The organism is Mycobacterium sp. ABE4_509 (assembly GCF_056160785.1).
Genome location: NZ_JBSWXU010000037.1, coordinates 13,623 through 38,901, shown reverse-complemented (window position 1 = coordinate 38,901; position 25,279 = coordinate 13,623). Strand labels below are relative to the sequence as shown.

At 68.8% G+C, this 25,279-nt stretch carries 22 protein-coding genes and 1 pseudogene; 11 read left to right on the top strand and 12 right to left on the bottom strand.

The window, feature by feature from the left end; all coding sequences use genetic code 11:
* From ACXAID_RS10870 to ACXAID_RS10845, 6 genes and pseudogenes are all read right to left on the bottom strand, one after another.
* Nucleotides 1–225 (bottom strand): annotated as a pseudogene (locus tag ACXAID_RS10870) (peptidase S1); the annotation flags it as partial.
* Between the two features lie 162 nt (nt 226–387).
* Nucleotides 388–1,857, bottom strand: a complete 1,470-nt coding sequence (locus tag ACXAID_RS10865; protein ID WP_475022217.1) for a HAMP domain-containing sensor histidine kinase — start codon at nt 1,855–1,857, stop codon at nt 388–390.
* Nucleotides 1,854–2,540, bottom strand: a complete 687-nt coding sequence (locus ACXAID_RS10860) for a response regulator transcription factor (protein ID WP_475022216.1) — start codon at nt 2,538–2,540, stop codon at nt 1,854–1,856. Before ACXAID_RS10860 ends, ACXAID_RS10865 begins: the two co-directional genes overlap by 4 nt.
* 53 nt (nt 2,541–2,593) lie before the next feature.
* The gene (gene rpmF / locus ACXAID_RS10855) at nt 2,594–2,767 is read right to left on the bottom strand and encodes a 50S ribosomal protein L32 (RefSeq protein ID WP_475022215.1); all 174 of its coding nucleotides are present in this window, start codon (nt 2,765–2,767) and stop codon (nt 2,594–2,596) included.
* Nucleotides 2,768–2,963: 196 nt separating this feature from the next.
* Nucleotides 2,964–3,314 carry a heme-binding protein gene (locus ACXAID_RS10850; protein WP_475022214.1) on the bottom strand — a complete coding sequence of 117 codons (351 nt, stop codon included), beginning with the start codon at nt 3,312–3,314 and terminating at the stop codon, nt 2,964–2,966.
* Nucleotides 3,315–3,368: 54 nt separating this feature from the next.
* The gene (locus ACXAID_RS10845) at nt 3,369–3,644 is read right to left on the bottom strand and encodes a hypothetical protein (RefSeq protein WP_475022212.1); all 276 of its coding nucleotides are present in this window, start codon (nt 3,642–3,644) and stop codon (nt 3,369–3,371) included.
* 377 nt (nt 3,645–4,021) lie between these two features.
* Here ACXAID_RS10845 and ACXAID_RS10840 point away from each other — a divergent pair, with 377 nt between their 5' ends.
* The 7 genes from ACXAID_RS10840 to ACXAID_RS10810 all read left to right on the top strand — a co-directional run bounded on the left by ACXAID_RS10840 (nt 4,022) and on the right by ACXAID_RS10810 (nt 13,292).
* Nucleotides 4,022–5,731: an acyclic terpene utilization AtuA family protein gene (locus ACXAID_RS10840; protein WP_475022211.1), complete on the top strand. Its 1,710-nt coding sequence runs from the start codon at nt 4,022–4,024 to the stop codon at nt 5,729–5,731.
* The gene (locus ACXAID_RS10835) at nt 5,728–6,888 is read left to right on the top strand and encodes an acyl-CoA dehydrogenase family protein (RefSeq protein ID WP_475022210.1); all 1,161 of its coding nucleotides are present in this window, start codon (nt 5,728–5,730) and stop codon (nt 6,886–6,888) included. The genes ACXAID_RS10840 and ACXAID_RS10835 overlap by 4 nt, the downstream gene beginning before the upstream one ends.
* Nucleotides 6,885–8,546, top strand: a complete 1,662-nt coding sequence (locus tag ACXAID_RS10830; RefSeq protein ID WP_475022209.1) for an acyl-CoA carboxylase subunit beta — start codon at nt 6,885–6,887, stop codon at nt 8,544–8,546. The genes ACXAID_RS10835 and ACXAID_RS10830 overlap by 4 nt, the downstream gene beginning before the upstream one ends.
* A 79-nt stretch (nt 8,547–8,625) precedes the next feature.
* Nucleotides 8,626–10,617, top strand: coding sequence for an acetyl/propionyl/methylcrotonyl-CoA carboxylase subunit alpha (locus ACXAID_RS10825; RefSeq protein WP_475022208.1), 1,992 nt, complete (start codon nt 8,626–8,628; stop codon nt 10,615–10,617).
* On the top strand, nt 10,614–11,774 hold the full coding sequence (locus tag ACXAID_RS10820; RefSeq protein ID WP_475022207.1) for an acyl-CoA dehydrogenase family protein: 1,161 nt from the start codon (nt 10,614–10,616) through the stop codon (nt 11,772–11,774). The genes ACXAID_RS10825 and ACXAID_RS10820 overlap by 4 nt, the downstream gene beginning before the upstream one ends.
* A gap of 20 nt (nt 11,775–11,794) precedes the next feature.
* Nucleotides 11,795–12,610: an enoyl-CoA hydratase family protein gene (locus ACXAID_RS10815; protein ID WP_475022206.1), complete on the top strand. Its 816-nt coding sequence runs from the start codon at nt 11,795–11,797 to the stop codon at nt 12,608–12,610.
* 103 nt (nt 12,611–12,713) lie between these two features.
* On the top strand, nt 12,714–13,292 hold the full coding sequence (locus ACXAID_RS10810; RefSeq protein WP_475022205.1) for a DUF1707 SHOCT-like domain-containing protein: 579 nt from the start codon (nt 12,714–12,716) through the stop codon (nt 13,290–13,292).
* Here ACXAID_RS10810 and ACXAID_RS10805 read toward each other — a convergent pair.
* A complete protein-coding gene (locus ACXAID_RS10805; RefSeq protein WP_475022204.1) occupies nt 13,289–15,283 on the bottom strand; it encodes a vWA domain-containing protein in 1,995 nt (664 codons plus the stop codon). The two genes, ACXAID_RS10810 and ACXAID_RS10805, sit on opposite strands and share 4 nt — an antisense overlap.
* Complete coding sequence (locus tag ACXAID_RS10800) at nt 15,276–16,670, bottom strand: sigma 54-interacting transcriptional regulator (RefSeq protein ID WP_475022203.1); 1,395 nt, start codon at nt 16,668–16,670, stop codon at nt 15,276–15,278. Before ACXAID_RS10800 ends, ACXAID_RS10805 begins: the two co-directional genes overlap by 8 nt.
* 244 nt (nt 16,671–16,914) lie before the next feature.
* Here ACXAID_RS10800 and ACXAID_RS10795 point away from each other — a divergent pair, with 244 nt between their 5' ends.
* Complete coding sequence (locus ACXAID_RS10795; RefSeq protein WP_475022202.1) at nt 16,915–17,097, top strand: hypothetical protein; 183 nt, start codon at nt 16,915–16,917, stop codon at nt 17,095–17,097.
* Between the two features lie 7 nt (nt 17,098–17,104).
* Here the strand turns inward: ACXAID_RS10795 and purH are convergent, their stop codons facing one another.
* The 4 genes from purH to ACXAID_RS10775 form a co-directional block, all read right to left on the bottom strand.
* Nucleotides 17,105–18,703 (bottom strand): bifunctional phosphoribosylaminoimidazolecarboxamide formyltransferase/IMP cyclohydrolase, encoded by a 1,599-nt coding sequence (purH, locus tag ACXAID_RS10790; protein ID WP_475022201.1) that lies wholly within the window; start codon nt 18,701–18,703, stop codon nt 17,105–17,107.
* On the bottom strand, nt 18,700–19,329 hold the full coding sequence (purN, locus tag ACXAID_RS10785) for a phosphoribosylglycinamide formyltransferase (protein WP_475022200.1): 630 nt from the start codon (nt 19,327–19,329) through the stop codon (nt 18,700–18,702). The genes purH and purN overlap by 4 nt, the downstream gene beginning before the upstream one ends.
* A 93-nt stretch (nt 19,330–19,422) precedes the next feature.
* Nucleotides 19,423–20,478, bottom strand: a complete 1,056-nt coding sequence (moaA, locus tag ACXAID_RS10780; RefSeq protein WP_475022199.1) for a GTP 3',8-cyclase MoaA — start codon at nt 20,476–20,478, stop codon at nt 19,423–19,425.
* 75 nt (nt 20,479–20,553) lie between these two features.
* Nucleotides 20,554–22,734: a molybdopterin-containing oxidoreductase family protein gene (locus ACXAID_RS10775; RefSeq protein WP_475022198.1), complete on the bottom strand. Its 2,181-nt coding sequence runs from the start codon at nt 22,732–22,734 to the stop codon at nt 20,554–20,556.
* Nucleotides 22,735–23,101: 367 nt separating this feature from the next.
* Here ACXAID_RS10775 and ACXAID_RS10770 point away from each other — a divergent pair, with 367 nt between their 5' ends.
* The 3 genes from ACXAID_RS10770 to ACXAID_RS10760 are packed head-to-tail and all read left to right on the top strand — an operon-like array spanning nt 23,102 to nt 25,278.
* Entirely contained in the window at nt 23,102–23,452 is a 351-nt protein-coding gene (locus ACXAID_RS10770; RefSeq protein WP_475022197.1) for a cupin domain-containing protein, read from the top strand.
* A 33-nt stretch (nt 23,453–23,485) separates the two neighbouring features.
* A complete protein-coding gene (locus tag ACXAID_RS10765; protein ID WP_475022196.1) occupies nt 23,486–24,619 on the top strand; it encodes a GAF domain-containing sensor histidine kinase in 1,134 nt (377 codons plus the stop codon).
* Nucleotides 24,616–25,278: a response regulator gene (locus ACXAID_RS10760; RefSeq protein ID WP_475022195.1), complete on the top strand. Its 663-nt coding sequence runs from the start codon at nt 24,616–24,618 to the stop codon at nt 25,276–25,278. The genes ACXAID_RS10765 and ACXAID_RS10760 overlap by 4 nt, the downstream gene beginning before the upstream one ends.
* The last annotated feature ends 1 nt before the right edge of the window (nt 25,279 follow it).

Here is a 25,279-nt window from a genome sequence, read left to right as displayed (position 1 = left end):
CTCCCGGGGCTGCGGCGCGGCCGGCTGCTCGGGTCGGGGATACCCGCCCTGCCCGGGCTGCATCGGAGCACCCCGGTAGGGGTCGTAGGGCGCTCTGAACGCCTGGCGCTGCTGCTCGGTGGCGTAGCGCCAGTCGTACGGCTGCTGCCGGGGTCCGCCCTGCCCGGGCACACCAGGGCCATGACCCGGATGCGGGTTCTGCGGGTACCTCGGGTGGTTGGTCATGTCGCTGCGATGCTCTTCCTGGAGTAGGTGTCCTCGCCGGGATCAACGAAGGGAGTACGACCAAAGTGCCCGCCCGTGCTGAGAATGCACTTAGAGAACACTCGGCACACCCCTAAACTTCTGCCACTTCATCCTCACTGGTGACGTGGCTCACCGGGACTCTCAGCGGCCGCGTGTCGTCAGCTGGCCAGGTGACAATTCGGTCTCGGGCGCCGACGGCCGACCGGGCAGGACCACGTGCATCGACGTTCCCGGCGGCTGTCCACCCGGGACGGTGTCCTCGACCCGAAGCGTACCGCCGTGCTTGAGCACAACCTGTTTCACGATCGCCAGGCCCAGACCCGAACCCGGCATCGCCCTGGCCGACGTCGAACGGTAGAACCGCTCGAAGACCAGACCCCGCTCCTGCGGCGGGATGCCCGGCCCGTGATCGGCCACCACGAGCTCGGCGTGCAGCGGATCGATCTGGCGCAGGCTCACACCCACCCGGCCACCGGGCGGGCTCCACTTCGCGGCGTTGTCCAACAGGTTCAGCACCGCGCGCGCCAGCCCGGCGGCATCGCCGTACACCTGCCATGGACTGACCGCCACGTCGAACTCGATGTCGTTGCGGCGCCGCCGGACTCGCTCCAGCGACCGATCGATCACCTCGGTCATCTCGATCGCCTCGTGGACGACCCCGCGGGCGTCCTCCCTGGTCAGGTCCACCAGATCGCCCACCAGCGTGGACAACTCCTCGATCTGCGCCACCACATCGGCCCGCAGGCCTGCCATCTCCTCTTCCGGCAGTCGCGGTCTGCCGGGCTCGGACGACGCCATGAGCAACTCGACATTGGTGCGCAGCGACGTCAGCGGCGTGCGCAGTTCGTGGCCGGCGTCGGTGACCAGCCGCGCCTGGCGTTCCCGCGATTCGGCCAGCGCCCGCAACATCATGTTGAAGGCCTCGGTGAGCCGGGCCAGCTCGTCGTTGCCGTACACCGGGATCGGACGCAGGTCGTCGGTGCGCGCCACCCGTTCGGCGGCCTGGGTCAGCCGGGCCACCGGGCGCAATCCGGCACTGGCCACCATGCCGCCGGCGATCGCGGCGACCGCCACCCCGATTCCACCCACGATCAGCAGGACCGTGCCCAGACGCTTGAGCACCTGACCGGTCGGAGACAGGCTCTTGGAGATCAGCAGGGTGCTGCCGTTGCTCAGGCCGATCGCCAGAACCCGCTGGTGCTCGGCGGTGCGCAGCGACATCAGCAGCTTGCCGTCGATGACGTCTTTCTCCGGCCCGCCCAGCGGCAGTGTCTGGCCTTCCTGGTTCGCCGTATAGATGGTGCGACCCGGGATCACCAGCATCGCGTTGACATCGGAATAGGCGGTTCCCTCGATGGCCTTGCCGGGATCGGCGGCCAGTGACCCGCTCTCGATCAGCAGTTTGGCCCGGCTCTGCAGCTGGGTGTCCAGGTCGTCATACAGCGCCCGGGACACCACCGCGTACACCGCGACGCCCATCAGCACCACGGCCATGACCACCATCGACATCGCGAGGAACATCACGCGCCAGCGCAGCGACACCGAACTCGTCACCGGCACCGGGGCGGCAGGCGCACCCGGCCACGAGGTCGTCGGCTGGCCGTTGGTCACGGAGGCGTCTCCCGTAATACATATCCGACGCCGCGCACCGTGTGGATCAGCCGCGGCTCCCCCTCGGCCTCGGTCTTGCGCCGCAGGTAGCCCACGTAGACCTCCAGGGCGTTCCCCGACGTCGGGAAGTCGAAGCCCCAGACCTCCTCGAGGATCCGACCGCGGGTCAGCACCCGGCGCGGGTTGGCGATCAGCATCTCCAGCAGCGCGAACTCGGTGCGGGTGAGGCTGATCTGCCGGTCGCCGCGGGTGACCTCACGGGTCACCGGATCGAGGGTCAGATCCGAGAAGGTCAGCGCCGCGGTCTCGGTGATGTCGTCGGGACCGGTGCGGCGCAGCAACGCGCGCATCCGGGCCAGCAGTTCCTCCAGGGCGAAGGGCTTGGGCAGGTAGTCGTCGGCACCGGCATCGAGTCCGGCCACCCGCTCGGACACCGAGTCACGCGCCGTCAGGACCAGAATGGGCAAATCGTCGCCGGTGCTGCGGAGCTGTCGGCACACCTCCAGGCCGTCCACCCGGGGCATCATCACATCTAGCACCACGGCGTCCGGACGATCACTGGCGATCAGGTCGAGTGCCTCGCGGCCGTCCTGCGCCAATTCAACGGAGTAACCGTTGAAGGAAAGTGACCGTCGCAGGGACTCGCGCACCGCGCGATCGTCATCAACGACAAGAATGCGCACTGCCACAGTCTCAACCCAACGACTGAGAGTGACCTGAGAGGCGCGCCGAAGAGTTAACGGCGATCGAGGTCGATCAACCCGAGGCGAGCCGCCTTCTGCAGCCGCCGCGGCACCTTGTGCTGCTGGCCGGCAACGGTGACGGTGACCAGCCCGGCCGGGGTGGCCTTCCACTGCGCGCGCCGGCTACGGGTGTTCGCGCGCGACATCCTGCGCTTCGGCACAGCCATGATCAAGCTCTCCTCTGTACGGGGTGGTGCTACGGGCAGGCCCGGATCAACCGGGCGCCGGCAATTGGTCACCAGAATAGCCGGTGAGCTGGCCCGGCTCCAAACTCCGACGGCCGAGGACCCCGCAACCGGCAAGGGCCGCCACCGTCATCGTCGACGGCAACGGCCCTTGCTGGCTGTTGCGGGTGCGGCTGAATCAGCCGATGGGGCCGCCACCGGCGGGCATGCCGCAGCGGTTCCGGAAATCGGTCATCGGCTGCCGGATGGCCTGCAGCTCGGCCTGAACGGCCGGATTGGAGGACATGTAGTCCTCCATGTACACGGAGCGATCCTCGCTCGGCATGTCCGTCATCGTGGACAGCGAGCCGTTCACCTCCGGATGGGTGAACAGGTAGGCCGACATGCTGGCGGAGACGCCGGACAGGATCCCCGACATGTCGGCGAGTGTGCAGTTCGGCGGCGGTTCGGCGGCAGCGGTCGCGGCGCTGCCCAACAGTGCGGCCCCGGCGACCGCCACGACGCCGGCAGAACGAACGATGAAGGACATACCCACTCCTCTAGGTGATCGAGCCATCGATAGTTTCCAAGACTTCCAGAACAATCAGTTGCCGTCGAGCGCGGGATTGGGGGCGAGGAATCCGCCGCCGAGCTGGCGCTCGTCGTCGTCCCGCCTGGACGACGGTGACAAAACCAAATCAAGTCCGCTGTCGCAGTAGTTCACCAGCTCGCATGACACGTCGGTCTGCGGGAACGGCGCCGCCGGCGCCGCACTGAACCCACCCGGAACATCTGCGCTGGCCGCCCCGACGGACACCAGCGCGGCGGCACAGGCTCCCGCCACCACAATCGGTACTGCGCGGTGTACAGCCTTCCGCATCGTTCTCCCTCCTGACCGGTCGACATCCATTGGTGCCGGATACTCGGTCCCCCAGGAGGCCAACGGCTTTCCCGAAATCACAACGATCCGGCGTTCGCGTCACCGCCAATTCAGCCGCCACCAGCTACCGATCCCACCCACGGCGATCTTTCGCTGTGCCCCGAACTGCCGACTGCGCGGCGTCAGCTTACCCCAGCAGTGGACATCTCGCGCCGGGACATCCCCGGCGCGCCGCGCAGGTCAGAGCGGTGCAGGGTTCGCTGGCTGGATAGCCAAGCGGGCCTTGTCGAAAAGGGTTGACGCGGTACCGGCGGTACAAAGTAACCTACCGGTTGGTTGGTCGACTATCCGGCCGGAATGACCACAAGGGAGTGCGCGTGACGTCTGCGGTCCGCATCGGAAACTGTTCTGGCTTCTACGGCGACCGCCTGTCGGCCATGCGGGAGATGCTCACCGACGGCGAACTCGACTACCTGACCGGCGACTACCTGGCCGAACTGACCATGCTCATCCTGGGCCGGGACCGCATGAAGAACCCCGAACGCGGCTACGCCAAGACCTTCCTGCGCCAGCTCGAAGACTGTCTGGGCCTGGCGCGTGCGGCCGGCGTGCGCATCGTGGCCAACGCCGGTGGTCTCAACCCGGCCGGGCTGGCCGACGCAATCCGCACGCTCGCCGACAATCTCGGCATCGCCGTCACCGTCGCCCACGTCGAGGGCGACGACCTCCTCGCCCGCACCGCCGATCTGGGCCTGGGTGAGCCACTGACCGCCAACGCCTACCTGGGAGCCTGGGGCATCGTCGAATGCCTGCGTGGCGGCGCGGACATCGTCGTCACCGGCCGGGTCACCGACGCGTCGGTGACCGTCGGCCCCGCCGCGGCGCACTTCAGCTGGCAGCCCGGCGATCACGAACGGATCGCCGGTGCGATCGCCGCGGGCCACGTCATCGAATGCGGCACCCAGGCCACCGGAGGCAACTACTCGTTCTTCGCCCAGGAGTTCCCCGATCTCACGGCGCTGACCCATCCCGGCTTCCCTATCGCCGAGATCCACCCCGACGGCTCCTCGGTGATCACCAAGCACCAGGGCACCGGCGGCGCGGTGACCGTCGGCACCGTCACCGCGCAGCTGCTCTACGAGATCGGCGGCGCGCGCTACCCCAACCCCGACGCGACGCTGCGCATCGACAGCATCACGCTCTGCCAGGACGGCGCCGACCGGGTCCGCCTCAGCGGCGCACGGGGAGAACCGCCCCCGCCCACCTTGAAGGTGTCGCTGAACAGCCTCGGCGGATTCCGCAACGAAGTGAGCTTCGTGCTCACCGGGTTGGACATCGACGCCAAGGCCGCGTTGGTGCGCCATCAGCTCGAAACCAGCCTGGCGGCCGAGCCCGCCGAACTGGAGTGGACGCTGGCCCGCACCGACCACCCCGACGCCGAGACCGAACAGACCGCCAGCGCGCTGCTGCGCTGCGTGGTGCGCGACCCCGACCCCGCCGTCGTCGGGAGGCAGTTCTCCTCGGCCGCCGTGGAGTTGGCACTGGCCAGCTATCCCGGATTCACCAGCACCGCACCCCCCGGGGACAGCCAGGTCTACGGCGTGTTCACCGCCGCCCACGTGCCGGCCGATCAGGTCCCCCACGTCGCCGTGCACGCCGACGGCACCCGGGTCGACGTCCCCGCACCCACCGCCACCGCTGCACTCGAACCGGTCCCACCCCCCGCGCTGCCGCCGCCACGCCGGTACGGGCCCACCCGGCGGGTCCCGCTGGGCGTCATCGCCGGCGCCCGCAGCGGCGACAAGGGAGGCAGCGCCAACGTCGGAGTCTGGGTACGCACCGACGAGCAGTGGAACTGGCTGGCCCACACGCTGACCGAAGACACCCTGCGCAAGCTGCTGCCCGAAGCCGCCGACCTGCCGGTGACCCGGCACGTCCTACCCAACCTGCGCGCGGTGAACTTCGTCATCGACGGCATTCTCGGCCAGGGCGTGGCCTACCAGGCCCGCTTCGACCCCCAGGCCAAAGGGCTCGGGGAATGGTTGCGCAGCCGCCACATCGACATACCCGAGGAGCTGCTGCCGTGAGCATCTGGACCACCCCCGAGCGTGACGAGCTGCGAAAGACCGTGCGCGCCTTCGCCGAACGGGAGGTTCTCCCCCACGTCGAGAAATGGGAACACAGCGGCGAACTGCCGCGCGAACTGCATCGCGCCGCTGCCGCCGCCGGGCTGCTCGGCGCCGGGTTTCCCGAAAGTGTCGGCGGCGAGGGCGGCGACGGGGCCGACGCCGTGGTGATCTGCGAGGAGATGCACCACGCCGGCGCCCCGGGCGGTGTGTTCGCCTCGCTGTTCACCTGCGGGATCGCGGTTCCGCACATGATCGCCTCGGGCGACGCGCGGCTCATCGACACCTACGTGCGGCCCACCCTGGCCGGCGAGAAGATCGGCGCGCTGGCGATCACCGAGCCCGGCGGCGGGTCCGATGTCGGGCATCTGAGTACCCGGGCCGTCCGAGACGGCGACGACTTCGTGCTCAACGGCGCCAAGACCTACATCACCTCCGGCGTGCGCGCCGACTACGTCGTCACCGCGGCACGGACCGGCGGGCCGGGCGCGGCGGGGGTGTCGCTGATCGTCGTCGACAAGACCGGCCCCGGGTGCTCTCCCGGTTTTCAGGTGTCCCGCAAGCTGGACAAGATGGGTTGGCGGTCCTCGGACACCGCCGAACTGTCCTACACCGACGTCCGGGTCCCGGCCGCCAACCTCGTCGGCGTCGAGAACTCGGGCTTCCTGCAGATCGCCGCCGCGTTCGTCTCCGAACGCGTCGGACTTGCGGCACAAGCCTATTCGAGCGCGCAGCGCTGCCTGGACCTGACCGTGGACTGGTGCCGCAACCGGGAGACCTTCGGCAAACCGTTGATCGCCCGTCAGTCGGTACAGAACACGCTGGCCGAGATGGCCCGGCGTATCGACGTCGCCCGCGTCTACACCCACCACGTGGTGGAACGGCAGCTGGCAGGTGAGACGAACCTGATCACCGAGGTCTGCTTCGCCAAGAACACCGCCGTCGAAGCCGGCGAGTGGGTGGCCAACCAGGCCGTGCAATTGTTCGGCGGAATGGGCTACATGGCCGAATCCGAGATCGAACGCCAGTACCGTGACATGCGCATACTCGGCATCGGGGGCGGCACCACCGAGATCCTCACGGCGCTGGCCGCCAAGACGTTGGGATTCCAGTCATGACTTCAGCGAGGAGCACAGCGAGGAGCGCTGGGGGCACCTCCCGCTCGCGGGGGACGGATCGCGCATCAACCCTGCGGTCGGCGCTCGACCCCCGCTCGGCCGCCTTCACCGAGGCCGCTGAGGCGATGACCGCCAAGATCGCCGAGCTGGCCGCCGAACACGACAAGGCGCTTGCCGGCGGCGGGGAGAAGTACGTCTCCCGCCACCACGCCCGCGGCAAGATGACCGCCCGGGAACGGATCGAGGGCCTGCTCGACCAGGACTCGCCGTTCCTGGAACTCAGCCCGCTGGCGGCCTGGGGCACCGATTTCACCGTGGGCGCCAGCGTGGTGGTCGGCATCGGGGCAGTCAGCGGTGTCGAATGCGTGGTGGTCGCCAACGACCCCACCGTCAAGGGCGGCACCAGCAACCCGTGGACTCTGCGCAAGATCCTGCGGGCCAACCAGATCGCGCTGCAGAACCGGCTTCCGGTGATCTCGCTGGTGGAATCCGGTGGCGCCGACCTGCCCACCCAGAAAGAGATCTTCATCCCCGGCGGCCAGATGTTCCGGGACCTCACCCGGCTTTCAGCGGCCGGGATACCCACGGTCGCCATCGTTTTCGGCAACTCGACCGCCGGTGGCGCCTACATCCCCGGGATGTCCGATCACGTCGTGATGATCAAGGAACGGTCGAAGGTGTTCCTGGCCGGCCCTCCGCTGGTGAAGATGGCAACCGGCGAGGAATCCGACGACGAATCGCTCGGCGGCGCCGAGATGCACGCGCGGACATCCGGGCTGGGCGACTACTTCGCCGTCGACGAACTCGACGCGCTGCGCATCGGCAGGCGGATCGTCGCGCGGTTGAACTGGCGCAAGCAGGGGCCCGAACCGGGGCCGTTCTCGGCGCCGCTGTTCGACCCCGACGAGCTGGTCGGCGTCGTTCCGGCGGATCTGCGGATCCCGTTCGACCCCCGTGAGGTGATCGCCCGCATCGTCGACGGCTCGGAGTTCGACGAGTTCAAACCGCTCTACGGCGGATCCCTGGTGACCGGGTGGGCGACATTGCACGGGTATCCGCTGGGCATTCTGGCCAACGCGCGCGGCGTGTTGTTCAGCGAGGAGTCGCAGAAGGCCACCCAGTTCATCCAGCTGGCCAATCGCAGCGACACGCCACTGCTGTTCCTGCACAACACCACCGGCTACATGGTCGGCCGGAACTACGAGGAAGGCGGGATGATCAAGCACGGCTCGATGATGATCAACGCCGTCTCCAACTCGACCGTGCCGCACATCTCGCTGCTGATCGGGGCCTCCTACGGCGCCGGGCACTACGGCATGTGCGGACGCGCCTACGATCCGCGCTTCCTGTTCGCCTGGCCGAGCGCGAAGTCCGCCGTGATGGGCGGAACCCAGCTGGCCGGGGTGTTGTCCATCGTCAGCCGGGCCGCGACCGAGGCCAGGGGCCAGCAGGTCGACGAGGACGCCGACGCGGCACTGCGGGCGGCGGTGGAGGCGCAGATCGAGGCCGAATCGCTGCCGATGTTCCTGTCCGGCCGGCTCTACGACGACGGCGTGATCGATCCGCGCGACACCCGCACCGTGCTGGGGATGTGCCTGTCGGCCGTCGCCAACGGCCCGATCGAGGGGACGTCGAACTTCGGCGTCTTCCGGATGTGAGCGCCGCCATGCTCGCGATTTCGGCGTGCTTGTCACCGCTGAGCGCAGAGAATCACGCCGAAATCGCCGGAGGAGGACAATGATCACCACAGTCCTGGTCGCCAACCGCGGCGAGATCGCCCGCCGGGTGTTCGCCACCTGCCGGCGCCTCGGCATCCGGACCGTCGCGGTGTACACCGATCCCGATGCCGGGTCCCCGCACGTCGCCGAGGCCGACGCCCGGGTACACCTGGACGGCACCCGCGGCTACCTCGACTCGGCTCAACTCATCGCGGCGGCGCACGCCGCCGGCGCCGACGCGATCCATCCGGGCTACGGATTCCTCTCGGAGAACGCCGACTTCGCCGCCGCGGTGCAGGCCGCCGGGCTGACCTGGATCGGGCCGCCGACATCGGCGGTGGCGTCGATGGGCTCCAAGATCGAGGCCAAGAAGATCATGGCCGCCGCAGGTGTCCCGGTACTCGACGAACTCGACCCCGACGCGGTCACCGCCGACGCGCTGCCGGTGCTGATCAAAGCCTCGGCCGGCGGCGGCGGGCGCGGCATGCGGGTGGTGAACGAACTCGCCGAGCTGCCGGCCCAGGTCGAGGCCGCGCGCCGGGAGGCACAGTCGGCGTTCGGCGACCCCACCATCTTCTGCGAGCGCTACCTGGCCGCCGGCCACCACATCGAGGTCCAGGTGATGGCCGACACCCACGGCACGGTGTGGGCGGTCGGTGAGCGGGAATGCTCGATCCAGCGCCGCCACCAGAAGATCATCGAGGAGGCCCCGTCCCCGCTCGTCGAACGGGTTCCGGGCATGCGCGACAGGCTCTTCGAGGCCGCCCGGCTGGCCGCCTCGGCGATCGGCTACACCGGCGCGGGCACCGTCGAATTCATGGCTTCCTCGGATCCGGGCGAAGCCGGATCCTTCTTCTTCCTCGAGATGAACACCCGCCTGCAGGTCGAGCACCCGGTCACCGAACTCACCACCGGTCTGGATCTGGTGGCGCTGCAACTCGACATCGCCGACGGTGCGGCGCTGGACCCGCAGCCCCCGGCCGCGCGCGGCGCCGCCATCGAGGCCCGGCTCTACGCCGAGGACCCCGCCAAGAACTGGCAGCCGCAGGCGGGCACGGTCCACCGGTTCAACGTCCCGACCGCGGTCGCCGAGTTCGGGCCGGTCGGGCGCGCCGGGGTGAGAGTCGATGCCGGCATCACCGACGACTCGGTGATCTCGGTGTTCTACGACCCGATGATCGCGAAGGTCATCTCCTGTGCACCGACCCGAGGGCAGTCGGCGGCACTGCTGGCCGACGCGCTGCTGCGGACCCGCATCCACGGCGTGCGCACCAACCGCGATCTGCTGGTGAACGTGCTGCGCCGGCAGGCCTTCCTCGACGGCGCGACAGACACTGCGTTCTTCGACACCCACGGTCTGGCCGAGCTGGCCGGACCGGTCGCCGATGAGCGCACCACGGAACTGGCAGCCATCGCCGCCGCGCTCGCCGATGCCGCCCACAACCGCGACACCGCAGCCGTCTTCCCCGGAATCCCCAGCGGCTGGCGGAATCTGGCCTCCGGCCCGCAGACCAGACGCTACGACGACGATGCCGGCCGAACCCACGACGTCCGGTACCGCTTCGGCCGCGACGGTGCCCGCGTCGAGGGCAGTGAGAACGTCTCGGACGTCACCGTGGTCTCGGCCACGCCGCAGCGGGTTGTCCTCGCCGACGGCGCGGTCGAGCGGCCGTTCGAGATCGCCCGCCACCTCGACACCGTGTTCGTCGACTCACCCGCCGGCAGCGTGCGCCTGACCGCGCTGCCGCGCTACCCCGACCCCGACGCTGCGCTGGCGCACGGATCGCTGCTGGCGCCGATGCCCGGGTCGGTGCTGCGCGTCGGCGCGACCGCCGGGGACACCGTGACCGCGGGACAACCGCTGATCTGGCTCGAAGCGATGAAGATGGAGCACACCATCTGCGCACCCGGCAACGGAGTGCTCGTCGAACTCAACGTCGAACCCGGCCACCAGGTGGAGGTCGGGGCCGTACTCGCCCGAGTGGACAACACCGAAGGAGAAACCCCATGAGCGGCTTCATCGAAACCGAGGAGCAGCAGGCACTGCGCAAGGCGGTGGCCGCGATGGCGGCCAACTACGGCCAGGAGTACTACCTGGAGAAAGCGCGCGCCGGCGAACACACCACCGAACTGTGGTCCGAGGCCGGCAAGCTCGGCTTCATCGGCGTCAACCTGCCCGAGGAGTACGGCGGCGGCGGGGCGGGCATGTACGAGCTCAGCCTGGTGATGGAGGAGATCTCGGCAGCCGGGTCGTCGCTGCTGATGATGGTGGTGTCACCGGCGATCAACGGCACCATCATCTCCAAGTTCGGCACCGAGGAGCAGAAGAAGCGCTGGATCCCCGGCATCGCCGACGGCTCGCTGACGATGGCGTTCGCCATCACCGAACCCGACGCCGGGTCCAACTCGCACAAGATCACCACCACGGCCCGCCGGGACGGCGGCGACTGGATCCTGTCCGGTCAGAAGGTCTACATCTCCGGGGTCGATCAAGCCCAGGCGGTGCTGGTCGTCGGCCGCACCGAAGACCACAAGACCGGCAACCTCAAACCCGCCCTGTTCGTGGTCCCCACCGACGCACCGGGGTTCACCTACACCAAGATCCCGATGGAGATCATCTCCCCGGAGTTCCAGTTCCAGGTCTTCCTCGACGAGGTGCGGCTGCCCGCCGACGCCCTGGTCGGCTCCGAGGACGCCGCGATCGCGCAGCTGTTCGCCGGGCTGAACCCGGAACGCATCATGGGAGCGGCCAGCGGGGTCGGCATGGCCCGCTTCGCCCTCGACCGGGCGGTCGACTACGTGAAGACCCGCCAGGTGTGGAAGACCCCCATCGGCTCCCATCAGGGCCTGTCACATCCGTTGGCGCAGAACCACATCGAGATCGAACTGGCCAAACTGATGATGCAGAAGGCCGCCGCGCTCTACGACACCGGCGACGACATGGCCGCCGCCGAGGCCGCGAACATGGCCAAGTACGCCGCCGGTGAGGCCACCGTGCGCGCCGTCGACCAGGCCGTGCAGTCCCTCGGCGGCAACGGACTGACCAAGGAGTACGGCGTCGCGTCCATGCTGGCCGCGTCCCGGCTGACCCGCATCGCCCCGGTCAGCCGGGAGATGATCCTCAACTTCGTGGCCCAGACCTCGCTGGGCCTGCCCCGGTCGTACTGATGGGCCCGGTGAACGACACGGTGGCGCCAGACCCTCTGGTGCGATACACCCTCGACGGTCCGGGCGAGTCCGTCGCGCGGCTGACGCTGGATTCGCCGCACAACCGCAACGCGTTGTCCTCGGCGCTGGTGCAACAGCTGCACGACGGGCTGACCCGGGCGGCCGCCGCCACCGGGGTGCGGGTGGTGGTGCTCGGGCACACCGGAGGCACGTTCTGCGCCGGCGCCGACCTGAGCGAAGCGTCGGCGTCGGGCAGTAACCTCGCCGATCTCGCCGATCCCGCCGACCCCGCCGATCAGGCCGCCGCCCGGGCCCGGGAGATGACCCGGCTGCTGCGCCGCATCCTGGAGCTGCCGCTGCCGGTGATCGCCGCCGTCGACGGCCACGTCCGGGCCGGCGGTCTGGGCCTGCTCGGCGCCTGCGACATCGCCGTGGCCGGACACGCCAGCACCTTCGCGCTCACCGAGGCGCGGCTGGGGGTGGCGCCGTCGATCATCTCGCTGACCCTGCTGCCGAAGATGACCGCCCGCGCCGCCGGGCGCTACTTCGTCACCGGTGAGAAGTTCGGCGCCGATGCGGCCGCCGACATGGGTTTGATCACCGTCGCCAGCGACGACGTCGCGGCGACGGTGACCGGCCTGGCGGCCGCCGTCGCGCAGGGTTCGCCGCAGGGGCTGGCCGCGTCCAAGGCGCTGACCACAGCACCCATCCTGGACGACTTCGACCGGCACGCCGAGCAGCTGACCCGGCAGACCGCGGCGCTGTTCGTCTCCGAGGAGGCCAGGGAGGGGATGACGGCGTTCCTGCAGCGCCGCCCACCGGCGTGGGTCCGATGACGGCGGGATCAGTCCTCACAGTTTGGTGAAGCCGCTTGCATGTGCCGACGTTCGCCGTAGGCTCGGTGTCGATGTGCGCTCGCGCGAACCACCGAAGGCACCGATGAGTACGCCCGCCTCGCGGAACGGGTCGGCGCGCGCTGCGGACACCGACCGGATCGAAGTGGCGCAGCTACTCACCGATGCGGCCGCGTCGGGAAAACTCGGGCTCAGCGAGTACGAGAATCGACTCAACCAGGCCTACGCCGCCACCACCTACGACGAACTCGACCGGCTGTCGGCCGATCTTCCCGGAGCGGTCACCCGGGGGCGACGCGGCCCGTGCCGTCCCGCGCCCTCGACGCTGCTGCTGGCGATCCTCAGCGGCTACGAGCGCCGCGGCCGCTGGAACGTCCCGAAGCGGCTCACCACGTTCGCGTTCTGGGGTGGCGGGGTGGTCGACATGCGCTACGCCGATTTCACCAGCCATGACGTCGAGATCCGGTCGTACTCGATCATGGGCGGGCAAACCATCCTGGTGCCGCCCGAGGTCAACGTCGACGCGCACGGCGTCGCGGTGATGGGCAGCTTCGACCACGACATCACCGGCGGCGGAGCCCCGGGCGCACCGTGCATCAAGATCCGCGGCTTCTCGCTGTGGGGCAGCGTCGGAGTCAAGCGCAAGAAGCGCAAGGCCGGCTAGCGGCGGCGTTTCGCACTCAGGTAGTCCCCGACCACGGCGGCGCCCAGGCCGTCCAGATCGGGCACCACCACCCGGCCGCCGACGCGGCGGGCCACCTGGTCGATGAAGCGGGCCAGGCCCGGATCGCTGCCGAGCCGGAAGATCGTCACCTGGGCCCCGAGCCGGGCGACCTCGTCGAAACCCCGCACGGTGTGGGCGATGGTCCGCGGATGCGGCGGGTAATCAAAAAACACAGTAGAAGTTCCGCTCCCTGGGTCGCCGCCGAAGTCCTCGAGGTGTGCGGTCGGCTCACCGTCGGTGACGACGAGCACCACCGGCTGGGCGTTCGGGTGCCGCCGCAGGTGACGGGTCGCCAACGCGAGCGCGTGGTGCAGGTTGGTGCCCTGTTCGTAGACACCCTCCAGCCCGGTCAACTCGGCAGCGGTGACGGTGCGCGCATACCGGCCGAAGGCGACGATCTGCAGCGCGTCGGACCGGAACCGGGTGCTGACCAGATGATTGAGTGCCAGTGCCGTGCGCTTCATCGGCAGCCACCGGTTCTCCATCACCATCGAGAACGACGTGTCGACCAGCAGGGCCACCGCGGCCTGGGTGCGGGTCTCGGTCTCGGAGATCTCGACGTCGTCGACGGTGATCCGCACCGGCAGCGGCCGCTCCCCCGTGCCGGCCTCCCGCAGCACCGAATTCGTGATCGTTCGGGTGACGTTCCACGGTTCGGTGTCGCCGAACTGCCAGGGCCGGGTCGCGCCGGTCAGTTCGCCGGCCGCGCCGGCACGGCGGGTCTCACGTTCACCGTGGCGCCCCGATAGTTGTTGCGCCACATCGCGCAGCGCCGCCTGGCCCAGTTGCCGCATCGCCTTCGGCGACAACCGCCACTGCCCGTCGGAACCCCGGTCCAGGAAGCCCTGGTTCATCAGGGCCCGCTCCAGCTCCGACAACGTCCGGGCGTCGACGGCGGCGTCCTCGCCGAGCTGGCGCGCCAGCATGTCGAGGTCGACGTCGTCCATCGTCGCCCCCGAGTAGCTCTGCGACAGCTGCTCGGCGAGCTGTTCGAGTTCGGCGATGTCGGCCATCGCCTGCGCGCCCTCCCCCATGCCCATCGGGTCGTCGCCGGAGAAGCGCTCCGAACCGCTCCAGTCCTCACCGGGTCGCGCGGCCTGCAGGTGCGAGTCGAGGCGGTCGAGCGCGTTCATCAGCGACGGCGAGCCGAACGCCTGCTGCGCCAACTGATCCAACTCGGCGCGCTGCTGCTCGGACAGGCTGTTGCGGAAGCGCTGCGCCGCGGCGGCGCGCTGGGCCAGCGAATCCAGCAGCTCGTCGATGTTGCGCGGATTCTCCGGGAAGAACTCGCCGTGCTTGTCCATGAAGTCCTGAAAATCCTGCTGTGAATCCTCGCCCTTGGCGTGTTTGTCCAGCAGCGTGTTCAGGTCGTCGAGCATGTCGTTGACCCGCTGGCGGTCCTCGTCGGTCGCGTTCTCCAGGGCCTCCTTCATCCCGGCGAAGCGCTGGTCGAGCATCTCGCGGCCGAGCAGATCCTTGATCTGGTCGTACTTCTCGCGTGCCTCCGGCGAGCGCCAGTCGTACTCGGACAGTTCCTGCACGGCCTTGGCCGGCGACTGCGACAGCGAGTCCAGCTGCAGCTCGCCGAACCGGGCGTCGTCGTCGAGGGCGCGCGCGAGCTCCTTGCGTTCGGCCAGCACTGCGTCGTCGAGCAGCTGTTTGATCTCGGCGAGGGTGCCGTCGAGGTTGTTGTTCTGCAGCAGTTCCCTTCTGCGCCGGTTGGCTTCGGCGGCCAGCTTGTCGGCACCGGGCATGTTCTTCGAACCGCGGCGCAGCAGCTCGGACAGCGCCCGCCGGGGCGAGGTGCCCTCCATGACGTCCTGACCGATCGCCTCGAGCGCCTCGCGCAGGTCGATCGGCGGGGCCAGCGGGTCGGGCCCCCCGGTGTAGCTGGAGTACCGGGAGGTACGTGGGGAGCCTCGTCTAGCCATAGACCGTTTCACCCTCACCGGAGACCTTGTCGATCCGCTTGGCCAGGTACAGCGCCTCCAGCGCCAGCTCCACGGCGGCGGCTCGCTGGCCGTCGGTCTGTGCGTCGAGGCGCCGCTGGATCTCGGCGACGGCGGGAACCTCGGGCAACGCGTCGAGCACCTCGCGCGCCGAGACCCGTTCCCCGGTGGTCACCGGGGAACCGCCCTCGACCGCGGTCACGATGGCGGCGACGTCGATCCCGCCGAGCAGACGCTGGGCGGTCTCGGCCGTCGCCCGGCGCAACAGATGCTCCAGGACGGCCTGCTCGCGGCCCTCCTCACCGGACTCGAACTCCAGCTTGCCGCGCAGCACCTCGATGACGGTGCCCAGGTCGACCACCCGCGCCACCGGGTCGTCTTCACCCAGCAGCGCTCCGCGGTGCCGGGCGGACGCGGCGACCGTCTCGGCGGCGGCGATCGCGAACCGCGCCGACACCCCGGAGCGCTGGTCGACCGAGGTCGACTCACGCAGCCCGCGGGCGAACCGGGCCAGGATCTGCAACAGATAGTCGGGCACCTCCGCGGCCAGGTGCGCCTCCTGGCTGATGACGCCCACCTCGGCGTCGAGTTCCTGCGGGTAATGGGTGCGAATCTCGGCGCCGAAGCGGTCCTTGAGCGGGGTGATGATGCGTCCGCGGTTGGTGTAGTCCTCGGGGTTGGCGCTGGCCACGACGACCACGTCCAGCGGCAGCCGCAGCGTGTAGCCGCGCACCTGGATGTCGCGTTCCTCCATCACGTTGAGCATCGCCACCTGGATGCGTTCGGCGAGGTCGGGCAGCTCGTTGACCGCGACGATGCCGCGGTGTGCCCGCGGGATCAGCCCGTAGGCGATGGTCTCCGGGTCACCCAGGCTGCGCCCCTCGGCGACCTTGATGGGGTCGATGTCGCCGACCAGGTCGGCGACGCTGGTGTCCGGCGTCGCCAGCTTCTCGGTGTAGCGCTCGCTGCGGTGCTTCCAGGCCACCGGGAGGTCGTCGCCGGAGTCGGCGGCGCGCCGGATCGATTCCGGGGTGATCGGACTGTAGGGATGTTCGCCGAGTTCCGCGCCGGCGATGACCGGGGTCCATTCGTCGAGCAGTCCGCTCAGCGCGCGCAGCAGCCGGGTCTTGCCCTGGCCGCGCTCACCGAGCAGCACGACATCGTGTCCGGCGATCAGCGCGCGCTCGAGCTGCGGGATCACGGTGTCCTCGAATCCCAGGATGCCCGGCCACACCTCGGCCACGTCGACGCCGGCGCTGAGCTTGTCCAGCAGGTTCTCCCGGATCTCGGCCTTCACGCTGCGTTCGCGGTGTCCGGAGGCGCGCAGTTCACCGACGGTGCGGGGGAGATCGTTAGGTGAAGTCACCACTCCACGCTACGACTCTTGCCCGCCGGTGTGCGGGTCTGCACCCAAAACTCGTCACCGAGCAGTTACTTTTCGCCCGCCGCGTAATCACCCGCCCGTCGAGGATCACCGTCTCGATGTTGGCCGGGTTGGGCCCGGGCGGCCGCACCCACCTCGTCGGATCCCCGGGCGTGGATGGTGACCTTCTTCTCCAGCCGGTGGGTCAAGGCACCGCCTGGTCTCGTCGAAGTCTTCGGCCGTCGCCGCGATGACGACCAGGGTCATCAGGTTGGGTTCCCCGGCGGTGCGGGCGTCGATCAGGTCCAGTCGGCTGAGTCCTGACGGCGCGAGCAGTGGCCCGGTCGCCGCGGATTCGCCGGCGCGGGCCCACGCCGCAATGCGCGCACACCTGGAAACCGTGCGCGACCAGCTGCTCTCCGACCTGCCCTGAGCGCACGTCAGTGCGCGAAGTGCCGCGCTCCGGTGAGGTACAGCGCGATGCCGGCGGCTTCGGCGGCCGCGGTCACCTCGTCATCACGCACCGACCCTCCCGGATGCACGACGGCCCTGACTCCGGCCCTGGTCAGCATTTCCAGCCCGTCCGGGAACGGGAAGAACGCATCCGAGGCGGCCACCGCGCCCTTGGTGCGGTCGCCGGCCCGCTCGACCGCCAGCCTGGCCGCGTCCACCCGGTTGACCTGACCCATACCGACACCGACCGTCGCTCCGTCGGAGGCGATCACGATCGCGTTGGACTTGACCGCACGGCAGGTCCGCCACGCGAACACCAGATCCGCGAGCGTTTCGGGGTCCGCCGGCTCCCCGGTCGCCAACGTCCAGTTTGCGGGGTCGTCGCCACCCGCGTCGACCGCATCGCGCTGCTGCAGGAGCAGACCGCCGCTGATCTGGCGGAATTCCGTACCGCCGAGCTGCGGCTCGGAAGCCACCAACACCCTGATGTTCTTCTTGGTGGCCAGCACCGCAACGGCGCCGGGCTCATAGGCGGGCGCGACGATCACCTCGGTGAAGATGCCCGAAACCGTCTCGGCCATCTCGACGGTCACCTCGGTGTTGGCCGCGATCACCCCGCCGAAGGCCGACAGCGGATCGCATTCGTGCGCCTTGCGGTGCGCATCGGCCACCGACACCGACGACACCGCGATGCCACACGGGTTGGCGTGCTTGATGATCGCCACACAGATGTCCTCGTGGTCGAACGCCGCCCGCCAGGCCGCATCGGCATCGGTGTAGTTGTTGTAGGACATTTCCTTGCCGTGCAACTGCTCGGCCTGCGCCAGGCCGGGCCAGCCGCCGTCGTCGCTGTAGAGCGCTGCGGCCTGATGCGGGTTCTCGCCGTAGCGCAGCACCGCCGTGCGCCGGAAGGTGGCACCGAGCCACGGCGGCAGAGCCGACGCGTCGGTGCCGGATTCCTCCGGGTCGTCGCTGGGCGCCAGCACCGACTCCATCCAGGACGCCACCGCGACGTCGTACTCGGCGGTGTGCCGGAAGGCCAGGGAGGCCAGCTTCTTGCGTTCCTCGACGGTGAACCCGCCGGCCCGCACCGCTGCGAGCACCCCGTCGTAGCCGAGCGGATCCACCACCACGGCCACGCTCTGATGGTTCTTGGCGGCCGCACGCACCATCGAGGGCCCACCGATGTCGATCTGCTCGACGCAGTCGTCCTCGTCGGCCCCGGAGTTCACGGTCTGGGTGAACGGGTAGAGGTTCACCACCACCAGCTCGAACGGTTCCACGCCGAGCTCGGCCAGCGCCGAGATGTGCTCGGTCTTGCGCTGGTCGGCGAGCAGGCCCGCGTGCACATGCGGGTGCAGGGTCTTGACCCGGCCGCCGAGCACCTCGGGGAAGCCGGTCACCTTCTCCACCGGGGTGACCGGCACGCCCGCTGCGGCAATGGTTTTGGCGGTGGATCCGGTCGAGACCAGCTCCACGCCGGCCTGGTGCAGCCCCTGCGCGAGGGACACCAACCCGGTCTTGTCGTAGACGCTGATCAGCGCCCGCCGGATCTTGCGCCGGTAGGGCAGGGTGGTCTCGGTCATCCTATGGTCGCCTTTCGTCCCGTCCAGGTCACGCCGCGGGTTGCCAGCGCTGCCAGGACATCCACCAGGAGCTGCCGTTCGACCACCTTGATCCGCTCGTGCAGGGTGGCCTCATCGTCACCGTCGAGTACCGGCACGGCCTGCTGGGCGAGGATCGGGCCGGTGTCGGTCCCGTCGTCGACCAGGTGCACCGTGCATCCGGTCACCTTCACGCCGTACGCCAACGCGTCGGGCACCGCATGCGCACCGGGGAACGCGGGCAGCAGGGCCGGATGCGTGTTGACCACGCGGGCGGGGAAGCGTGAAAGAAACTGGCGGCCGAGAATTTTCATGAATCCGGCCGAAACCACGAGATCTGGGTGATGGGCTGCGGTCGCCTCGGTCACGGCGACGTCCCAGGCGCTGCGGTCCGGGTGATCGCCCAGGCGGACGGTGAAAGTCGGCACGGATGCGGCCGCCGCGACGTCCAGGGCTCGACACACCCGGTCGGTCCCCACCGCCACCACCCGGGCGGGGTAGTCGCCGGCAGCCGACTCGAGCAGCGTCTCCAGCAGCGACCCGGTGCCCGAGGCCAGCACCACCAGCCGAGCCGGCGCGCTCGGGGGTACTCGGACCGCGGGCTGCACGCCTGAGAGCCTAACGGGAGTGGATCGGCGCGACCGTGACGGGTTGGATCGACTCGAACAGGGCGCTGAGGGCCCCACCACCGATCGGTGCAGTCAGCCGCCGATGAACGACATCTCCACCCGTGGCCCGCCGGGCGTGGGTGCATCGCGGCTACGCAGTTCGGAGTAGCGATCAGAGCGCTGCCGCCACCGGCCGGCGATGACATCGTCGAGTTCCTCGTCGCTGGCACCGGCCCGCAACGGACTACGCAGATCTGTGCCCGCGCCGGCGAACAGGCAGGTGAACAGCTGTCCGTCGGCCGACAGTCGCCCCCTCGAGCACTCGCCACAGAACGGCTCGGACACCGAGCTGATGAACCCCACTTCCCCTGCCCCGTCGCGGTAGCGGTAGCGGGAAGCCACTTCACCCGGCTGAGCCGGGTCGAGTGGTTCGATCGGATAGCGGGCATCGAGCGCGGCCGCCACCGCTGCGGAGGGCACGACATCGTCGGGCGACCAACCGTTGGTGCCCCCGACGTCCATGTACTCGATGAATCGCACCACGTGCCCGGTGCCTCGGAAGTGCCCGGCCAGGTCGACCAGATGACGCAGGCCGGGCCCGTCGTTGACGCCGCGCTGCACGACGGTGTTGATCTTCACCGGGGCCAAGCCCGCCTCCTCGGCCGCGCTGATCCCGGCCAGCACGTCGCCGACGCCGAACCGGGTGTCGCTCATCGTCGCGAACACGGCGTCGTCGAGCGAATCGAGGCTCACGGTGACACGTTTGCATCCGGCCCTGGCCAGCGGCGCGGCCAGCCGGGGCAGTAGCGACCCGTTGGTGGTCACGGCAAGATCCACCTCCAGATCCGCCAGCCTGGATACCAGCTCGACGATGCCCGCCCGCAGCAGCGGTTCCCCGCCCGTCAGCCTGATCTTCCGGGCGCCGAGGCCGACGAACCTGTGTGCCAAGCGGACGACCTCGTCATCGGTGAGCAGCTGCGAGCGTCCCAGATAGGCGTGCTCGGAGCCGAATTTCTCCCGCGGCATGCAGTAGGTACAGCGAAAGTTGCATCGGTCGGTCAACGAGATACGCAGATCGCGGAACACCCGGCCGCGCTGGTCGGACACCGTCCGTCCCTTCACTACCGGATTGGCCAGATCGATGGTCACACTCAGTCTCCTGTCCCGGTCGGCGCACCCAGCCGGTGATCCCCGTCCGCCGGACGGGGATCACCCGATGAGGATTCAGCTGGCCGCGACCTGCTCGCCGAGTTTCTCCACCTGCACCAGGTTGTCGCCGTACACCCCGGCATTGCCCAGCCCGCAGTGCCGGTCAGCGGTGATCGCGTTGACCGTGGAGCCGTGGCTCTTGTACTGCCAGTGCCCGACATTGGCCATCACAAGGCCCGGCATCACCGACTTGTCGATCACCGCGGGTCCCTGGAAACTGCCGCGCTCGTTGAAGACGCGGACGAGTTCGTCGTCGGCGATATCCCGGTCGGCGGCATCGTCGGGATGAATGAAGACCCGCTGCTCCCCCTGCACGGCCTGCTTGTCTGCGGCGTTGCCGTACTGGGTGTTGAGGAAGGCGTGTGGCTTCGGGGTGACGATCCGCAACGGGAACTTCCTGGCCAGATCCGGATTCGACTCGGGGGATTCGAAGGGTGGGATGTAATCCGGCACCGGGTCGACGTACCCGCCGGGCTGGAACGCCTCATACATCGAACGCCACACCGGCACCACGAAGTTTCCGCCCTCGGCGAGGCTGGACTTGAACTCGCACTTGCCCGACGGTGTCGGGAAGTTGCCCTCGGCGTGCGGCGCCCGCTCATGCGGCAACCCGACGTTGAGCCGCGCCCAGCCGACCTCTTCGAGCTTTTCGTAGGTGATCCCCTCCAGTGCGGGGGCATCCCAGTCGTGGAAGTCGATCAGCATCTCGCGGTCGGTGCGATCCCAATACGGGTCGGAGAAACCCATCGTCTTGGCCAGTCGCCGGAACAGCTCGACGTTGGGCACACATTCACCGGGCGGCTCGATGGCGGGCTGGTTGAGGGAAATGTAGAGGTGGCCCCAGGTGACCATGATGTCGAGCTGCTCGGCCTGCATCGTGGCTGGAAGCACGATATCCGCGAATTTCGCTGTGTCGGTGAGGAAATGCTCGCTGACCACAGTGAAGAGGTCATCCCGCATCAGCCCCTTCGTGGTCTTGGTCTGCGCTGGGCCCTGCGAGACCGGGTTGGAGTTGTACACGAACAGCGACTTGATCGGCGGGTCGAGTTCCATTTCCCCGGTCAGCGCCATACCCAGGTCGAGCTCGTTGACGACGCGGGTTCCCTCCGGAATCCACTCGGGCATGCAGATGGCGTCGAACTTGGTCGGAAACTCCCAGATCGGCATCTCCATGGTGCCGCCGCCCACGTGCCGCCATGCCCCCACCAGTGCCGGCAGGCACGTGATCGCCCGAATCGCCTGGCCACCACCACGGTTGCGTTCCAGGGCGACACCTTGGCGAATGGCGGCCGGCTGCGTGGTGGCGTATTCACGGGCCAGGGTGCGCACGTCGTCAGCCGGGATCCCGGTGATCTCCTCGACCCGCTCGGCGGGGTAGTTGGCCGCGCGCTCGGCCAGTTCCTCGAAGCCGACGGTGTAGTTCTGCACGTAGTCGTCGTCGACCAGGCCGGCGGCGATGATCTCGTGGATAAGGCCCAGCGCGAGCGCGCCGTCGGTTCCCGGCCGGATCGGAATGTGCCAGTCGGCCTGGCGCGCGGTGCGAGTGTTGACGGGATCGATCACCACGATCTTGGCGCCGTTGTCCTTGCGCGCCTGCAGGATGAACGGCCAGCCGTGCAGGTTCGTGCTGGTCATGTTCATGCCCCAGACGATGATGTACTTCGAGTGGGCCATCGACTCGACGTCGAGGCCGCCGGTGCCGCCGACGGTCATGTGCCAGGCCGTCGAGGAGCCGGATTCGCAGTACGTCTTCTCGGCCACCGTCGAACCCAGTCGGTTGAAGAAGGCGTCACCCGCGGTCAGGCCATTGATGACACCCTGATGACCGAGGTAGGCGTGGGGCATGATCGCCTGGCTGCCGTACTCGTCGATGATTCCGGTCCAGCGCGCCTTGATCTCGGCGAGCGCGTCCTCCCAGCTGATCCGCTCGAACTCGCCGGCCCCCTTGGGCCCGACGCGCCGCATCGGGTACATCAGCCGGTCGGACTGGTAGTGGTGTTCCGGGAAGTTCTTCAGCTTGACGCACAACCCACCCCTGGTCATCGGGTGGTCGGGGTCGCCCTTGACGTCGACGAGCTTGCCGTCGTCGACGTGGTAGAGCATGGCGCAGGTGTCGGGGCAGTCGTGCGGGCACGCGCCCCGCACGATCGTGAGTTCCTTGACGGGCTTCGAGGGCTGTTCCGGTGCGATCGTCATTCGGGCTGGTCCTTAGGCTGACGGAGCATTCGAGTAACTCCCAGTCAGCCCAAAAATGATGTCGCCGCGATTTCTTGGCGATTAATTCAGTGTGACGACCGAATATGGCCAATCGGATAGTACTTCACGCGGTACCTGAATTTGTAGGTGCGCGCTGAAAAGAATTGGTTTCCAAGATGTTCGGAATAGGTAACGCTGCAGCTGAAATGAGGCAGGAGCGTGCGGAGGCCATCGACTACCCCCATTTTCAGGTGCATGTTTTCCGATGCTCGACGCCTAATATCGTCGGGAGTCGATCACGAAGGTATCGACTTTCTGATCCCGACCATTTCGCGATCGGCCGGCACACTTGATTGGAGCGATACCCATGTCTGTCACCACCACCGCCGAGTACGCCCGGTCAGCGGCGGCCGCCGAGGACTACGAGCCGTTCATCGTCGGCGGGCAGGCCATCGGTGAAGTTCACTGGGTCCGCACCGAAGGCGCCGAAGGCGCCACCCTCGCGGTCGGGCTCTGGCGCAGCGAGCCGCAGACCTTCCCGTATCCGTTCAACGCCGACGAGACCATCCACGCCCTGGAAGGCGAGCTCGTCATCGACCTCGAGACCGGCGAGCGGGTCGTCCTGCACCCGGGCGACATCGCGTCGTTCACCAAGGGAACGAAGTCGACCTGGACGGTGACGCAGCCGTTCAAGAAACTGTTCGTCATCAGCGGCTGACGTCGCCCCCGGCGAAAGTGGGATAACCCTGCCATGTGCTACACCGTGAAATCGATCGACGACGTTCGCAGCCTGGTGGTGGCCACCCGCGGCCTGTCGGTCCTGACCGACCCGGCGGTGTTGGCCGCCAAGGCATGTCGGCGTATGCACGAGATGACCGCGGCCGATCTGTCCATCTTGGCCCTGGTGCTCGACGACGGTCTGGAGATGGTGTCCTGGGTGGGCACCGACGAGGATCTCGCCGGTCTCACGGTGCCCCGCGGCGCAGGGATGGGCTGGCGTTGCCTGGACCGCGAGATGCCGGTCACCACCGGCGACTGCACCGCCGCGGCGGAGACCGACATCGTGGCGGCGGTCGCCGCGCGAACCGGCATGCAGGGTTTCGCGGCGGTTCCGGTCCGGCTGGACGACCACAACCTCGGGGTGTTGTTCGCCGGTCAGCGAAGCAGCCGGGTGGTACCGCGGGTGACCTTGCTGCTCGGGGAGTTCGCCGCATCGCTGGCTCCGCTGGTCGTCACGGCGCACCGTGCGCAAAGCGCCGGCGAACAGGCAGTGGAGGTGGAACGCCAGCGGATCGCCCAGGATTTGCACGACACCGCCGGGCAGATGCTGTTCAAGATCTCGATGTCGGCGCGCGAGCTGCGCCACAGCGCACACGAGGCCGACGACGTTCAGGAGATCGCCCGCACCATCGAGACCGACGCCGCCGAGGCCTCGTCGTACCTGCGCGCCGCGATGGGCCGGTTGACACCGTCGGGCACCGCGTTGCCGGTCACCATTCGCCGCGACGTCGCCACGTTCGGGTCACGCACCGGGATCGCGACCGAACTCGCGGTGTTCGGGTCACCGCACCCCGCATCGCCACAGACCGAGAGCGTACTTCTGGCCGTGGTCCGAGAGGCCCTGCACAACGTCGGCAAGCATGCCGGCGCCGATGCGGTGTTCGTGTCGCTGTCCTATCGGCCCGACGGCATCGGGCTGATCGTCGAGGACGACGGGAAAGGCCTGCCAAATGGTTTCGAGCTGAACCCGGTACCCGGACGAGGAGTCGGACTGGGGTTGTCCGGGCTGCTGCAGAAGGTGGCCGGGGTGGCCGGCAGTCTGGAGATCTGCACCAACGACGATGGCGGCACCACGGTGCGCGCGACCATCCCGTGGAGCCAGTGACGGCGACCGGCGCCGCGGACCCGGCGACGATCGTCGAAGTCCTCGTCATCGACGACCATCCGGTGGTCGCCCAGGGCATCGCACGCGTCCTCGACCACACCGAGGACTTTCGCGTCGTGGCGGCCTGCTACTCGGGGCCCGAGGCTCTCGACGCCGCGCACCGCCTGCGACCCGGTGTCGCGATCGTCGACATCCGCCTCGGCGACGACGACGGGGTGCTGCTGTGCCAACGCCTGCTCACCGAGATCCCGGGGATCCTGGTGGTGATGCTGACCGCGTTCGACGACCGGGCACGCCTGCGCCAGTGCCTGGAATCGGGCGCCTCCGGTGTCCTGCTCAAAGGCACGTTGGATCTCGACATCGCACATGCACTGCGGGAGGTGGTCGCCGGACGGATCGTCGTCGACCAGGGTGTGGTGCGCGATCTGCAGGCCGCCGAATCCCTGCTCGGCGGAGCCGGTACCGCCACTCAACTACGCCCGCGCGAGATCGAGGTGCTTCGCCTGATCGGGCGCGGCATGACCACCAAGGCGATCGCCGCCGAACTCGGGCTGACCGTGAACACCGTGCGCAGCTACACCCAGGATCTGATGGAGCGCCTTGGCGCACACACCCGCGTGCAGGCGGTCGTGGCCGCCCAGCAGACCGGGCTGATCTGAG